The sequence below is a fragment of the Pseudoalteromonas sp. SG41-1 genome (genome assembly GCF_014164575.1).
GTDB classification, from domain to species: domain Bacteria; phylum Pseudomonadota; class Gammaproteobacteria; order Enterobacterales; family Alteromonadaceae; genus Pseudoalteromonas; species Pseudoalteromonas rhizosphaerae.
Genome location: NZ_JACJFL010000016.1, coordinates 74,644 through 88,645 on the forward strand (window position 1 = coordinate 74,644; position 14,002 = coordinate 88,645).

The window sequence follows — 14,002 nt, forward strand, 5'->3', positions numbered from 1 at the left end:
TCATGGAAACCGTCTACCTTGGTTTAGGGGCTAATTTAAACGCCCCTCGTACTCAGCTAGATCATGCTGTTGCAGCACTGCGTGCATTGGCTGATTGCGAGTTTATTGGTGTATCGCATTATTACGCGAGTAAACCGATGGGCCCGCAAGATCAACCTGACTACGTTAACGCTGTTGCGGCGCTAAAAACCACGCTATTACCTGAGCAGTTGCTTGATTTAACACAACAGATAGAACTTGAACACGGTCGAGTACGAAAAGCACAGCGCTGGGGGCCGCGCACCTTAGATATTGATATTTTATTATTTGGTGATCAAGTCATTAATAGCGAGCGTTTAATTGTGCCACATTATGGTCTAACTGAACGCGAGTTTGTGGTTTACCCGCTACTTGAAATAGCCCCAAATATTACGCTGCCAAATGGTATATTACTTCACAGTATTAGCACTAATTTGGCACTAAACGAATTACAACAATTACCTCTGTAATTAATTTCAGGCCGTTGCCTACGAGGATACTATGTCTAAAATAACCGTTTCTACGCTTAATAAAATGAAAGCAGACCAACAAAAAATCACGGCATTAACGGCCTACGATGCCAGCTTTGCAAAGTTATTTCATGATAACGGCGTAGACGTTATTTTAGTCGGTGATTCGTTAGGCATGGTGTTACAAGGTGGCGACGATACACTGGCTGTCACCAATCAAGATATTGCATATCATACTCGCAGCGTACGCGCCGGGAGCCGTGATTTATTCGTCATTGCAGATATGCCATTTATGACCTACTCAAACCCAGCCGAGAGCTGTAAAAATGCAGCAGAATTAATGCGAGCTGGCGCTAACATGGTCAAACTTGAGGGGGGCGAATGGCTGTATGACTCAGTTGTTGCGCTGACTCAACAAGGTATACCGGTATGTGGACATTTAGGCTTAACACCGCAATCAGTACATGTGTTTGGTGGTTTTAAAATCCAAGGCCGTAGTGAACAACAAGCACAAAAAATGATTAGCGATGCTCAGGCGCTTGCCGCGGCAGGCGCACAAATGCTGGTTCTTGAATGTATTCCATCTGAACTTGCCAAATTAATTACTGACGCGGTTAATATTCCTACCATTGGTATTGGTGCAGGTAATCAAACTGATGGCCAAATTCTAGTCATGCATGACTTAGTTGGCATTTCAGCAGGTTACATCCCTAAATTTTCTAAAAACTTTTTACTCGAAACAGGCAATATGCCGGATGCGGTAAAAAAATATTGTAGCGACGTTAAAAGTGGTGCTTTTCCAAGCACGGAACATGAGTTTAAATAATGCAGTCGATCACTGAAATAAAATCATTACGTAGTCAAATTAAAGCATGGCGCCAAGCAGGGCTTAGTGTAGCACTAGTGCCAACTATGGGTAATCTACATCAAGGGCATTTTTCACTCGTTGAGAAAGCCAAAAACATGGCTGATAAAGTCGTGGTTAGTATTTTTGTAAACCCAATGCAATTTGGTGTCAACGAAGATCTTGATAACTACCCGCGCACCCTCATTGCGGATAAACAAGGACTGGCAGAGCTTGGTACTGATATTGTATTTACCCCAAGTGTGGAAGCCATTTACCCTAACGGTTTAGATGCGCAAAGCTTTGTCGATGTGCCAAATATATCAATGGGTTATTGCGGCGGATCACGTCCAGGTCATTTTCGCGGTGTAGCAACGGTGGTTACTAAATTATTTAACTTAGTACAACCTGACTATGCGTGCTTTGGTGAAAAAGACTATCAACAGTTGCAAGTGATTAAAACCATGGCTCATGACCTGTCAATTCCAGTAGAAATTATTGGCGTTGCAACCAGCCGTGAAGTGTCTGGGTTAGCTATGAGCTCTCGCAATGGCTACTTATCAGAAGCTCAAAAAGAAACAGCGACAGTGCTATTTAAAACCCTTAATTGGAGCGCAGAACAGTTAAACTCGGGGCAGCGTGATTTTGACGACATATGCCGACAAGCAAAGCAGCAACTAGAGCAAGCAGGGCTCAAAATTGACTACTTTGAAATAGCTCAGCGCGATACCTTAAAAAAAGCTACACTCAATGATAGTCAACTAGTGATTTTGGCGGCAGCCTTCTTAGGGCCAGTAAGGCTAATAGACAATCTGCTCGTTGATATTACATAAAAATAATTGGGATAAGCATGAATTCATTATTAAAATTATCAAGCATTTCGCTGTGTATAGGCATATTAGCTGGGTGTCAAAACCAAATAGAAAATCCAGAAATGCAGCAATGCGCACAACAGAATTATCAATGTGAAGTGAACTGCGAACAGCAAAGCACCGGCGAAGGCATGGTATATAAAGTATGTAATACTAAATGTATTGAAGCCTATAACCAATGCAAAGCAAATGCCCAAGCATTAGGTAATGTGCAATAACTAATGTTAACTTGCCAATTATCATGATTGGCAAGTTTCCTCCCTCCCAGCGCCTACTTTAGGCAAACTTTCTACATCCAACCATCGTGATTTTTCTGCCATTCACCTTATAGCAAGGTTTACTCTAGTAATATCTACTGACATTAGTAATAAGTAGTCATACATTGCGTGTAATTATTTTCAGTTTATACAAAGAAAGTACACCCTCTACGATACTAATAAATATAAAGTCATTGAAATATATAAGTTTATTTTAGGTTCGTTTTTTGCAAACTTGAATTCAACTAACTAAAGCATTTTAAAATTAACCAGATAACGGCTAAAGGAAAAAACCTCATGGAAACGATAACGCGGGCAGCTCTGTATCCATCATTTAAAACGAGGGTATTATTAGGTGCATTATTAGCCTTGTGTGCATGTAATGTCAGTGCGGCAGAACAACCAATAACAAAATCTGATGCGGATACTGCTGATGCTGTACCAACTACACAGCCAACTTTGCTTACAATCCCTTCTGAAAAATTATTTGCGGTGGTAACAGCTAGAGCCAAACAACTGGCTGCCAAAGACTACGTAGCAGCTCCCGTAATTGCTGTTGATGCGTTAAATAATATTAATTATCAGGACTATCGAGCGATTCGTTTTCGTCAAGATCATGCGATCTGGAAAGATGAAAGTTTATATGAGGTACAGTTATTCCATCCAGGTTTTCTCTATAAAAACCCTATCGCGATTAACACAGTTGATGCTGATGCAAAGGTAAAAAATCTACCATTTAAAACTGATTACTACCGCTATGATGGCACCGCAGCACCACTTGAGCAGGAAATTACCGCGGCTTTAGGCACCACTCAGTTGGGGCATGCCGGTTTTAGATTACACTTTCCTCTAAACAATAACGACTACAAAGATGAAGTTGCTGTATTTCAAGGCGCTTCATATTTTCGCATAGTGGGCCCTGATCAAGTGTATGGTATTTCAGCACGTGGCCTAGCGATTGATACAGCACTCAGCTCTGGTGAAGAGTTTCCAGTATTTAAAGAGTTTTGGTTAGTTAAGCCAAAACCTGAAGACACACATATTGTGCTATATGCATTACTTGATAGTCCTTCTGTTACTGGCGCATATCGTTTTGAGATCAGTCCATCAACAGCAACTGAAGTAACAACTAAAATGCAAATATTCGCCCGCAAAGATATCAAAAAACTAGGTATAGCACCGCTTACAAGCATGTTTTACCACGGCGAAAATAGCACTAAATTCTTTGATGATTACCGACCAGAAGTACATGACTCTGATGGTTTACTAATGCAATCACAAGACAATAAATGGGTGTGGCGTCCGCTAAATAACCCTAAACAGCTTAGTGTAACGTCATTTGGTTATGACAATCCAAAAGGTTTTGGACTAGCACAGCGCGACCGTGAGTTTAATAACTATCTCGATACTGAGGCACATTATCATGCCCGCCCAAGCCTGTGGATTGAACCACAAGGACAATGGGGAAATGGTCGAGTTGAGTTAGTAGAAATACCGACTGATACCGAGACCAATGACAATATCGTTAGCTATTGGGTACCAGAGCAACCACTTAAAGCAGGTGAAACACTTAGTTTTAGTTATAAATTGTCAACATTTAACGCGGCGCTTGCAAGCCAAGATAAAGCCCGAGTTTTACGCACTCGCATTGGCAGTGCTGCATTACCCGGTGAAGAAAATCCACCACCAAATAGTCATCGCCAATTTACGGTTGACTTCACTGGTGACAATATTAACAACTTGTCAGCCAAACTAAAATTGCTTGCTAATTTGACCCTAAATTCAGGTGAAATAAGCGATAAAACAGTTCAACAATTACCAAATAATGAAGGATGGCGTGTTGCTTTTAAAGTCGCGCCAGAGGGCGGTAAGCCTGTAGACATGCGCTTATCATTAACACTACGTGACAAAGAAGTTAGCGAGGTATGGAGTTATGTCTGGTATCCAAATGACGTCGAGTAACAGTACAATGCCTTTTAAAAAGACTCGTGTATGGCTTTTTTCACTGTTAGTGTTAGCCATCTCAGCTTATGGTATGTGGATCATGTTTGATATTTTAAATTCAAATGGCATGACCCCGCTTGAGTATGCATTACTTGCGCTGTTTTCAATTACCTTCACTTGGATTGTGACCGCATTTTGCAGTGGCTGTATGGGATTTATTTTACAATTATTTAGAATTGACCCGCTGACACTGACGCGCCAAAAAGCAATCGAAATTGATCAGCAAGCATTGAGTAAAACCAGAACTGCTGTCGTTATGCCTATCTACAATGAAGATACGCAGCGAGTTATCGCAGGTTTTGAAGTGAGCTTACGTTCACTGATAAAAACAGGCCAATTTGCGCATTTTGATTTCTACTTATTAAGTGATACACAAGATAAAGAAATAGCTAACAATGAGCTAAAAGCGTGGCATGCCTTGACCGAACGCCTAGGTGATTTTGCCAAACAAACTTTTTACCGCCGCCGTGAAGATAACAAACACCGTAAAGTAGGTAACTTAACTGACTTTTGCGAGCGTTGGGGCAGTAAATACGAGCACATGATTGTACTTGATGCAGATAGCATCATGACGGGTCAGTGTATGCTTGAGCTCACCAGCAGCATGATCAACAATCCACAAGCTGGGCTTATTCAAACGATTCCGATCCCTGTTAGGCAAGATACCTTCTTTGGTCGCTTTCTACAGTTTGCGTCAGTACTTTATAGTCCAATGCTAGCAACCGGTTCAGCTTTTTGGCAGACTAATCACGCTAATTACTGGGGCCACAATGCCGTCATTCGGGTTAAAGCGTTTATTGATTGCTGCGGTTTACCGGTGCTCAAAGGTAATGCCCCTTTCGGCGGCGAAATTTTAAGTCATGACTTTGTCGAAGCATCATTACTGCATCGTTCTGGCTGGGATGTATTATTACTCAGTGATATACAAGGTAGCTACGAAGAAGTACCGAGTAATATTTTAGATTACGCTATTCGCGACAGGCGTTGGGTGCAAGGCAACATTCAACATTTAGGTTTGTTACCTGCGTCGGGTTTAAAAATAATCAGCAAGCTGCACTTTTTATTAGGTGCAACGGCATATATTTCATCATTAATTTGGTTATCAATGTTAGTGCTAAGTACCATAGATGCGGTCACCCGTGCACTAAACAGTAATGTCTATTTTAATCAGGCGTATCAATTATTTCCGACTTGGCAAATAGCAAAAACAGAATTAATTAACTCGTTGCTTTTTGTCACAATTGTGTTGTTATTATTACCGAAATTAATGGGGATTATTGTCACACTGATCCATCGTAATAAACAATTTGGCGGCTCATTTAAATTAATTTTAGGCTCAATCATTGAAACCGTGTTTGCTATTATTATCGCCCCGCTGATGATGGTTTTTCATAGCTACTTTGTGGTGTGTGTATTTTTAGGTAAAAAAGTAACGTGGGACGCCCAGCCTCGATCAGGCCGCATGGTTCCGTGGCAAGAAGCGATAGGTTACACATTACTATCAACCTTAATCGCCTTAGCTTGGGGCGGTATTGCTTATTACTTTACGCCTGTATTCTTTTGGTGGTTATCGCCGATTTTAGTTGGATTGATCTTAGCAGCCCCAATTGTACGATATTCAAGTAGCATAGGCTTAGGGGTTAAATTACGTAAAATGGGCATATTTATTTGCCCGAGTGAAGTTGATAATAACGACACCCTTGCAGCCTTACGTGTACATGAGCAAGAAATAGCATTACCGAATGATGATGTTGCTAACTTTACAATCCCTACATTGGGGCAAGAGCAATCTAGCGTAATGCCAATTCAGAGCTTTAAGCGCCAAGGTTTAAGTAAACGTAAACGCGTTTTAAATGCCCATCAACAGCTCAAAAAGAAACTATTTAACTAACCTGAACTTAGTTGATATAAAAAAACCGCGCAATTTACATTGCGCGGTTTTTTATTAATTCATAGTTGGCGTTAAGTTTAAAGAAGACCTAGCTTCTTAAGTTCGCCCATTGCCATCTTGCCAGAAAGTGGTACATAACCATCTTTCTCTACAATTTTTTGGCCATCTTGTGATAACACCATTTTTAAGAACTCTGCTTCAATAGGTGCAAGCGGTTTATTCGGGTGTTTATTCACATAAACATATAAAAAGCGCGACAGTGGGTATTTACCTGTTGCTACATTTTCAAGTGTTGCATCAACAAAGTTATCGCCTTTTTTCGCCAGTGGTACAGTACGTACGCCTGATGTTTTATAACCGATACCTGAGTAACCAATTGCATTCACTGATGAAGAAATTGATTGCACTACCGATGCTGAACCTGGTTGCTCGTTCACGTTGTTACGGAAGTCACCTTTACATAGCGCTTTGTTTTTAAAGTATCCGTAAGTACCAGATACAGAATTACGGCCATAAAGCTGAATGTCTTTTGCAGCCCAATTCCCCGTTAAACCTACATCACTCCAACGAGTCACATCTGCATCAGCACCACATTTACGAGTTGAAGAGAAAATCGCATCGATTTGGTCGATACGTAAACCTTCAATTGGATTGTCTTTATGAACAAATACTGCCAATGCATCAATCGCTACACGTACTTCAGTAGGTTTATAACCGTAACGTTTTTCAAACGCTTCGATTTCTTTTGATTTCATTCTGCGGCTCATCGGGCCAAAGTTTGCTGTGCCTTCTGTCAATGCCGGTGGCGCAGTAGATGAACCAGCCGCTTGAATTTGGATGTTCACATTTGGGTAAATACGTTTATATTCTTCAGCCCAAAAGGTCATCATGTTGGCTAAAGTATCAGAGCCCACAGATGAAAAATTACCTGAAATACCACTGGTTTTTTGATACTCAGGAATAACTGTATCTACTGCCATTGCTTGTGCAGATACAAATGTTGTTACTGCCACACCCATTGCGGCTACTAGGTTTTTAAATCTCATTAGGTTGCTCCGATTTTGTTCGTCTATTTCTTAACTGTCGTCTACTCTAAAGAGAATAGATGACAGTTAGATTACTCTAAAATGACACTTTTATGACTTTGGGCTTTTTGGCTCAATTATTTAATAGCACTGTTTTTTCACGACTAAAAGCAAACGAAAAACATGATCCTTCGCCTAATTTACTTTTAATTATCAATTGGCTATCGTGACGAGTTAATACATGTTTGGTGATGGCTAAACCCAGCCCTGAGCCACCGGTTGTACGACTACGCGCTTTATCAACCCGATAAAAACGCTCAGTTAAACGATTAATATGCTCTGGTGCAATACCATCGCCATTATCAACCACTGAAAAGTACGCTTGATTATCTTTTAGCTGCCAGCTTACGGTTATTTTACCGCCCGCCTTGGTGTAATGAATGGCATTAAACACTAAATTAGAGAAGGCACTGCGCAGCTCCTCTTCAGCGCCTTTTATATCGACGTTAGCATCAATATCAAATATCAACTCATGCCCTTTGTCTTGATTCAATGATTGTGCTTCAGTCCTAATATAGCTAAGTAACTGCGGTACATTGATCGCTTTATCATTATCTTGACGTCGAGCGCCTTCAATACGTGATAACGACAATAGCTGATTTACCAAGCTATCCATGCGTTTACACTGTTCAAGCATAGTACCTTGTGCTTTATTCCACATTGCCGGTGGTGGCACCATATCGCCATCAAACATTTCTAAGTAACCTGTAACAACGGTTAATGGCGTACGTAGCTCATGAGATACATTGGCCACAAAGTCTTTGCGCATTTGCTCAAGTTGCTTCAGTCGCGTGACATCACGCACAACAACCATTAATTGTGAGCTGGCATATGGCATTACCCGAAACTCTAAAACTTGCTCAACACTGTGACCACTTTCAAGTTCTAATGCTTCATCAAACAATTCCGTTTGCATATATTTCGCAAATTTAGGATCGCGAATAAGGTTGTCAAGCCGTTGACCATGATCCGCTGGCCACTGTAATCCAAGCACTTTTAAAGCTAGTTGATTACACCAAACAATACTTAAATCACGTTGTAGAACAATAACCGCATCAGGCACTGCTTCTGCGCCATCGCGAAAACGACGGATCAAATCAGCTAATTCATTACGTTTTTTACGGTTGCGATGTTGTAAATGGTAGATCCCTTCAAATACTTGCTCCCATGCCCCCTCGCCTTCAGGTGGATTAAAACTACGTTGATTCAATAGCCAATCACTGAGCCGATAGAGTTGATGATAATGCCAAACAAGCAGTGAAAAAGATCCTAAAAATAAAAGCAAAAATGGCGCACCAATAAGCACGCCAATTAATAATAAAGGTAGGAAATAGATAAACAGACGCTTTGCTAACGCCTGCTTATTAACAACTCGATACATACACTCACTTTACCTTAGAGTAAGTAAATTTAAGCCAAAATTAGTTATTGGCTTGGTCATCTCCATGACTCTTATAATTTACTGGAAAAACGATAGCCTGCACCACGTACAGTTTGTACTAAACGGTCATGACCAAGCGGTGCAATCGCTTTGCGTAAGCGACGAATATGCACGTCTACGGTTCTATCTTCAACATAGACATTAGTCCCCCATACGTTATCTAGTAGCTGTTCACGGCTATAAACACGTTCAGGATGAGTCATAAAGAAATGCAATAAGCGAAATTCTGTCGGTCCCATATCCAACTCGCTACCTTCAGAGGTAACACGGTGTGAAATAGGATCAAGACGTAAACCATGTACATCAATCGCTTCTTCCAATGAAGTAGGCGACACACGACGAATAACGGCTTTAATACGCGCCATTAATTCTTTTGGTGAAAATGGTTTAGTAACATAATCATCAGCACCGACTTCAAGACCGCGAACTTTATCTTCTTCTTCGCCGCGAGCAGTCAGCATAATAATAGGAATTTGGCGAGTATATTCACTTTGCTTAAACTTTTTAGCAATTTGAATTCCACTACCACCTGGTAGCATCCAATCTAATAACACCATATCTGGATAAGGCTCTACCATCGCTGCAATGGCTGAATCGTAATCTTCCGCTTCAATTGCTTGAAAACCATTTTGCTCTAATACAAAAACCAGCATCTCTCTGATCGGTGCTTCGTCATCGACGACAAGTACTTTACGTGACATTCCAATTTATCTCTTTCGTTATCGAACTAGTTTTCATTATTATGACTAAGTATGACATTTTTATGAAAGTGTAACGTGTAAATCGAAATGCGGGGTAAAAAATGCAAAATAAACCCGTTTAAGGTACAAAATTAGCATACATTATCAAATTTCACATTTAAAAATCATACTTTATAATTGCTACATTACTACTTTGTATTAAATTCCCCTTTCAATAATCAACTATACAGTATCACGATGTAAGCCACGAAAGCATCTTCACACTCTAACTCAATTAAAACGCCTATTAACATCGGCGATCATTAACAGAGATCAAAATCCTACCAAGTTTCATTTCAGGGATCATTCGTTTACCAACCGAGTTAGATCTGGGATCAGTGTTTTACCTAGCCAAAGCCATAAGTTGTTGATCATTTATACAACAAAGCTTTGAAATGGCTATTTTTATAACAAAACCTCTGCCAATCAAGCTGATCCTTAGTAAAAATCTGATCCCAACAAAGCACAGTTAGTAAAGCAATGATCCCAAAGCCCCTGCTTGGTAAAATAATGATCTTTTACGATCAGGCATAAAAAAGCCAGTAGCTTTAACACTACTGGCTGTTTTATAACTTAATAAATTAAATTATTTAATTTTCGGATCTAATTCACCCGTTAAATATTTAAGGTGCATCTCATCAAGTGAGATTGGTTTGATCTTACCTGCTTGACCCGCTGTACCAAATGACTCATAACGTGCAACACAGATCTCAGTCATTGCTTTTGTCGCTTCAGCTAAATACTTACGTGGATCAAAGTTTGCTGGATTAAGCGCAAGATGGCGACGAATAGCCCCTGTAGATGCTAATCGTAAGTCTGTATCGATATTTACTTTACGCACACCAAACTTAATTCCCTCAACGATCTGCTCAACTGGCACACCATAGGTTTCTGGGATCTCACCACCATATTGGTTGATGATCTCAAGCCATTCTTGCGGCACTGATGACGAACCGTGCATAACTAAGTGAGTGTTAGGAATACGTGCGTGGATCGCTTTAATACGATCAATCGCCAAAATATCATCCGTTGGCGGACGTGTAAATTTATACGCGCCGTGTGAAGTACCACACGCAATCGCTAAGGCATCAACATGGGTTTTACTTACAAAATCGGCCGCTTCTTCTGGATCGGTTAGCATTTGGTCTGTGGTTAGTTTACCTTCAGCACCAACGCCATCTTCTTCGCCAGCTTCGCCAGTTTCAAGTGAGCCTAGCACACCTAACTCGCCTTCAACAGACACACCACAAGAGTGTGCAAGTTCAACAGTTTTACGCGTTACATCAACGTTATACTCATATGATGATGGTGTTTTACCATCGCTCATTAACGAGCCATCCATCATCACTGATGAAAAACCTAATTGAATTGAACGTTGGCAAACGCCAGGTGAGGTACCGTGATCTTGATGCATTACCACTGGAATATGTGGCCACTCTTCAATCGCAGCTAAAATCATATGACGTATAAATGGGGCACCAGCATAGGCACGAGCGCCAGCTGAACCTTGTACAATTACTGGGCTGTTAGTTTTGTCAGCCGCCATCATAATAGCGCGGATCTGCTCTTGGTTATTAACGTTAAATGCTGGTACGCCATAACCATGTTCAGCTGCATGATCAAGAAGTTGTCGCATACTGATTAAAGCCATTTGGTATTCTCCAAATTGTCGATAGCTGCGCACGCGCAAAACTACCTAGTTCGAACGGAATAGTTGAGTTCGGTGCAATCACTGCACCTCGATAGTATTGGCTCTTGCCAAATTTACCGTCATACAAAACCAGCTATTAAATAAGGGTGAGAGGTATTTAATATCTGATCATACTCAGTGTAGTTAGCAGCCTAAACTAACAATTGCTAACTACATTGAGTAAACGCTAATTACTTAGCGCGTTGTTCAAGCATAGCAACTGCTGGTAATTTTTTCCCTTCTAAAAACTCAAGGAAAGCACCACCGCCAGTTGAAATATACGAAATTTTATCGGCAATGCCGTATTTATCAATCGCTGCTAACGTATCACCGCCACCAGCTATTGAGAACGCATTTGAATTAGCGATTGCTTGAGCAATAGCACGGGTGCCATTACCAAACTGGTCAAATTCAAATACACCTACTGGACCATTCCATACAACAGTACCTGCATTAGCAATAATTTTTGCAAGTTTGCTCGCTGTATCTGGGCCAATATCAAAAATCATATCTGTGTCTGTTACTTCGCTAACATCTTTTAATGTTGCAACGGCTGATTCTGAAAACTCATTGCCAACAACCACATCAGTAGGTACTGGTATTTCACCATTATTACTTTTAGCAGCCGCACTTAGCTTATTTGCTTCATCAATTAGGTCAGCTTCGTATAATGACTTACCAACCGGGTAGCCTGCCGCAGCAATAAAGGTATTTGCAATACCGCCACCAGTGACTAATTGATCAACAATCGTTGAAAGTGAATCAAGTACTGTTAGTTTAGTTGATACTTTAGAGCCGCCCACAATCGCCACTAATGGACGAGCGGGGTTATCAAGTGCTTTACCTAATGCCTCTAATTCAGCCGCCAATAGTGGGCCTGCACAAGCAACATCTGCAAATAAACCAACGCCATGGGTAGACGCTTGAGCACGATGGGCGGTACCAAATGCATCCATTACATACACATCACATAATGCAGCAAGCTTTTTAGATAACGCTTCGTCATCTTTGCTTTCGCCAACATTAAAGCGTACGTTTTCAAAAACGACCACTTCATTATCAGCAATTTCAACGCCATTTAAGTAATCTTTTTCAAGACGTACATTTTGCTCAAGTGCTTCATTAAGGTAATCAACAACTGGCGCTAAAGAAAACGCTTCATCATATTCCCCTTCCGTAGGGCGGCCTAGGTGTGACATAACCATTACTTTAGCGCCTTTTTCAAGGGCTAATTTAATACTCGGTAATGCAGCACGAATACGTGCATCTGAGGTCACTTTACCTGCTTTTACTGGTACATTTAAATCTTCACGAATTAACACGCGTTTGCCGTTTAAATCTAAATCCGCCATATTTATGACCGACATGGACTTCTCCTTAGTTAACGATACTGACTTGAAATATATAGGTTTTATTTTTAGGTTTGAACTTTTATATTAATTACTTGCTGCCATCATCACTCGTGCTGTATCGAGCATTCTATTAGCAAACCCCCACTCATTATCACACCACACTAACAACTTTATCAGTCGTTTATGACTGACTCGTGTCTGTGTGCCATCTATAATACAAGAATGTGGGTCATGATTAAAATCAACCGAGACCAATGGCTCTTCGGTATAACTTAAAATACCTTCTAGGCGATCTCTCGCTGCTGCTTTTAATACCTTATTTACCGCTTTTAAATCAACATCGGCGTTGACAGTCACACTCAAATCCATCGCAGTAACATTGATAGTAGGTACTCGCACCGAAATAGCTTCAAAGCGGCCATGGAACTTTGGTAAAATACGCTCAATACCGCGAGCTAATTTAGTATCAACGGGAATAATCGACTGACTCGCAGCGCGGGTACGACGTAAATCATGATGATAAGCATCAATTACTTGCTGATCATTCATCGACGCATGAATAGTCGTAATCGCCCCTGATTCTATACCAAAGGCATCATCAAGTACTTTAATCACCGGTACTATACAGTTTGTGGTACATGATCCATTAGAGACAATCGTATGCTCAGCGAGTAGTTCATCATCATTGATACCATAGACAATCGTTGCATCAACATCCGCATCTGCGGGCTGAGAAAATAAGACTTTCTTTGCGCCAGCATCAAGATGTAATTGCGCATGTTCACGAGAGTGATACACACCAGTACATTCTAAAACCACATCAACATCAAGTAACTGCCAAGGTAATTCACGCGGGTTTTGTTCTGCAAATAAAGCAATTGTATCGCCCGCTACCGATAAGGTGTCTTCACCTAAAGTAACTGGAAACGCAAAACGGCCATGAGACGTATCATATTTAAGAAGATGAGCGATCCCTTGAGGATCAGCAAGTTCATTAATCGCAACAATTTTGATCTCGTCGCTTAAGCCCGATTCATAAAGAGCGCGAACAATATTTCGACCAATTCGACCAAAACCATTGATTGCAAGTTTGATTGCCATGAAGAAGAAAATCCACTCTAGTTGCTTGCAGATAAAGGCAACCTGCCTTTTAGATGCGCGTATTGTAATCGACCTTTGTCTTGATTATAAGAGGGAAAGTTAAATAAATGTTTTAAGCCCGCTTTTGATGCTGCAATTTTGGTAATCGACCTTTGTCTTGATTATAAGAGGGAAAGTTAAATAAATGTGTTAAGCCCGCTTTTGATGCTGCAATTTTGGTAATCGACCTTTGTCTTG

Annotated in this window: 12 protein-coding genes; 6 read left to right on the forward strand and 6 right to left on the reverse strand. The window is 40.7% G+C overall.

Going from position 1 to position 14,002, the window contains the following annotated elements:
* Positions 1-2: 2 nt before the first annotated feature.
* The 6 genes from folK to mdoH all read left to right on the forward strand — a co-directional run bounded on the left by folK (position 3) and on the right by mdoH (position 6,356).
* Positions 3-488 carry a 2-amino-4-hydroxy-6-hydroxymethyldihydropteridine diphosphokinase gene (gene folK / locus H5203_RS11320; protein WP_145235378.1) on the forward strand — a complete coding sequence of 162 codons (486 nt, stop codon included), beginning with the start codon at positions 3-5 and terminating at the stop codon, positions 486-488.
* Positions 489-519: 31 nt separating this feature from the next.
* On the forward strand, positions 520-1,314 hold the full coding sequence (gene panB / locus H5203_RS11325) for a 3-methyl-2-oxobutanoate hydroxymethyltransferase (protein ID WP_145235375.1): 795 nt from the start codon (positions 520-522) through the stop codon (positions 1,312-1,314).
* On the forward strand, positions 1,314-2,165 hold the full coding sequence (panC, locus tag H5203_RS11330) for a pantoate--beta-alanine ligase (protein ID WP_182739831.1): 852 nt from the start codon (positions 1,314-1,316) through the stop codon (positions 2,163-2,165). Before panB ends, panC begins: the two co-directional genes overlap by 1 nt.
* Before the next feature lie 17 nt (positions 2,166-2,182).
* Positions 2,183-2,422, forward strand: a complete 240-nt coding sequence (locus tag H5203_RS11335; protein WP_145235371.1) for a hypothetical protein — start codon at positions 2,183-2,185, stop codon at positions 2,420-2,422.
* 336 nt (positions 2,423-2,758) lie between these two features.
* Positions 2,759-4,423 carry a glucan biosynthesis protein gene (locus tag H5203_RS11340; protein ID WP_259401940.1) on the forward strand — a complete coding sequence of 555 codons (1,665 nt, stop codon included), beginning with the start codon at positions 2,759-2,761 and terminating at the stop codon, positions 4,421-4,423.
* On the forward strand, positions 4,395-6,356 hold the full coding sequence (mdoH, locus tag H5203_RS11345; RefSeq protein WP_182731802.1) for a glucans biosynthesis glucosyltransferase MdoH: 1,962 nt from the start codon (positions 4,395-4,397) through the stop codon (positions 6,354-6,356). Before H5203_RS11340 ends, mdoH begins: the two co-directional genes overlap by 29 nt.
* Before the next feature lie 77 nt (positions 6,357-6,433).
* Here mdoH and H5203_RS11350 read toward each other — a convergent pair whose 3' ends face one another.
* The 6 genes from H5203_RS11350 to epd form a co-directional block, all read right to left on the reverse strand.
* Positions 6,434-7,402: a PstS family phosphate ABC transporter substrate-binding protein gene (locus tag H5203_RS11350; protein ID WP_145235368.1), complete on the reverse strand. Its 969-nt coding sequence runs from the start codon at positions 7,400-7,402 to the stop codon at positions 6,434-6,436.
* Between the two features lie 112 nt (positions 7,403-7,514).
* Complete coding sequence (phoR, locus tag H5203_RS11355) at positions 7,515-8,822, reverse strand: phosphate regulon sensor histidine kinase PhoR (protein WP_149982118.1); 1,308 nt, start codon at positions 8,820-8,822, stop codon at positions 7,515-7,517.
* 71 nt (positions 8,823-8,893) lie between these two features.
* Positions 8,894-9,583: a phosphate regulon transcriptional regulator PhoB gene (gene phoB / locus H5203_RS11360; RefSeq protein WP_145235364.1), complete on the reverse strand. Its 690-nt coding sequence runs from the start codon at positions 9,581-9,583 to the stop codon at positions 8,894-8,896.
* 625 nt (positions 9,584-10,208) lie between these two features.
* On the reverse strand, positions 10,209-11,273 hold the full coding sequence (gene fba / locus H5203_RS11365) for a class II fructose-bisphosphate aldolase (RefSeq protein WP_145235361.1): 1,065 nt from the start codon (positions 11,271-11,273) through the stop codon (positions 10,209-10,211).
* A gap of 230 nt (positions 11,274-11,503) precedes the next feature.
* On the reverse strand, positions 11,504-12,679 hold the full coding sequence (locus tag H5203_RS11370; protein WP_145235359.1) for a phosphoglycerate kinase: 1,176 nt from the start codon (positions 12,677-12,679) through the stop codon (positions 11,504-11,506).
* Positions 12,680-12,748: 69 nt separating this feature from the next.
* Positions 12,749-13,765, reverse strand: a complete 1,017-nt coding sequence (gene epd, locus H5203_RS11375) for an erythrose-4-phosphate dehydrogenase (protein ID WP_145235357.1) — start codon at positions 13,763-13,765, stop codon at positions 12,749-12,751.
* Between the last annotated feature and the right edge of the window lie 237 nt (positions 13,766-14,002).

Excerpts from the sequence above, each read along its gene's own strand:
- folK (WP_145235378.1), top strand. The coding sequence starts at position 3 with ATGGAAACCGTCTACCTTGGTTTAGGGGCTAATTTAAACGCCCCTCGT.
- panB (WP_145235375.1), top strand. The coding sequence starts at position 520 with ATGTCTAAAATAACCGTTTCTACGCTTAATAAAATGAAAGCAGACCAA.
- panC (WP_182739831.1), top strand. The coding sequence starts at position 1,314 with ATGCAGTCGATCACTGAAATAAAATCATTACGTAGTCAAATTAAAGCA.
- H5203_RS11335 (WP_145235371.1), top strand. The coding sequence starts at position 2,183 with ATGAATTCATTATTAAAATTATCAAGCATTTCGCTGTGTATAGGCATA.
- H5203_RS11340 (WP_259401940.1), top strand. The coding sequence starts at position 2,759 with ATGGAAACGATAACGCGGGCAGCTCTGTATCCATCATTTAAAACGAGG.
- mdoH (WP_182731802.1), top strand. The coding sequence starts at position 4,395 with ATGTCTGGTATCCAAATGACGTCGAGTAACAGTACAATGCCTTTTAAA.
- H5203_RS11350 (WP_145235368.1), bottom strand. The coding sequence starts at position 7,402 with ATGAGATTTAAAAACCTAGTAGCCGCAATGGGTGTGGCAGTAACAACA.
- phoR (WP_149982118.1), bottom strand. The coding sequence starts at position 8,822 with ATGTATCGAGTTGTTAATAAGCAGGCGTTAGCAAAGCGTCTGTTTATC.
- phoB (WP_145235364.1), bottom strand. The coding sequence starts at position 9,583 with ATGTCACGTAAAGTACTTGTCGTCGATGACGAAGCACCGATCAGAGAG.
- fba (WP_145235361.1), bottom strand. The coding sequence starts at position 11,273 with ATGGCTTTAATCAGTATGCGACAACTTCTTGATCATGCAGCTGAACAT.
- H5203_RS11370 (WP_145235359.1), bottom strand. The coding sequence starts at position 12,679 with ATGTCGGTCATAAATATGGCGGATTTAGATTTAAACGGCAAACGCGTG.
- epd (WP_145235357.1), bottom strand. The coding sequence starts at position 13,765 with ATGGCAATCAAACTTGCAATCAATGGTTTTGGTCGAATTGGTCGAAAT.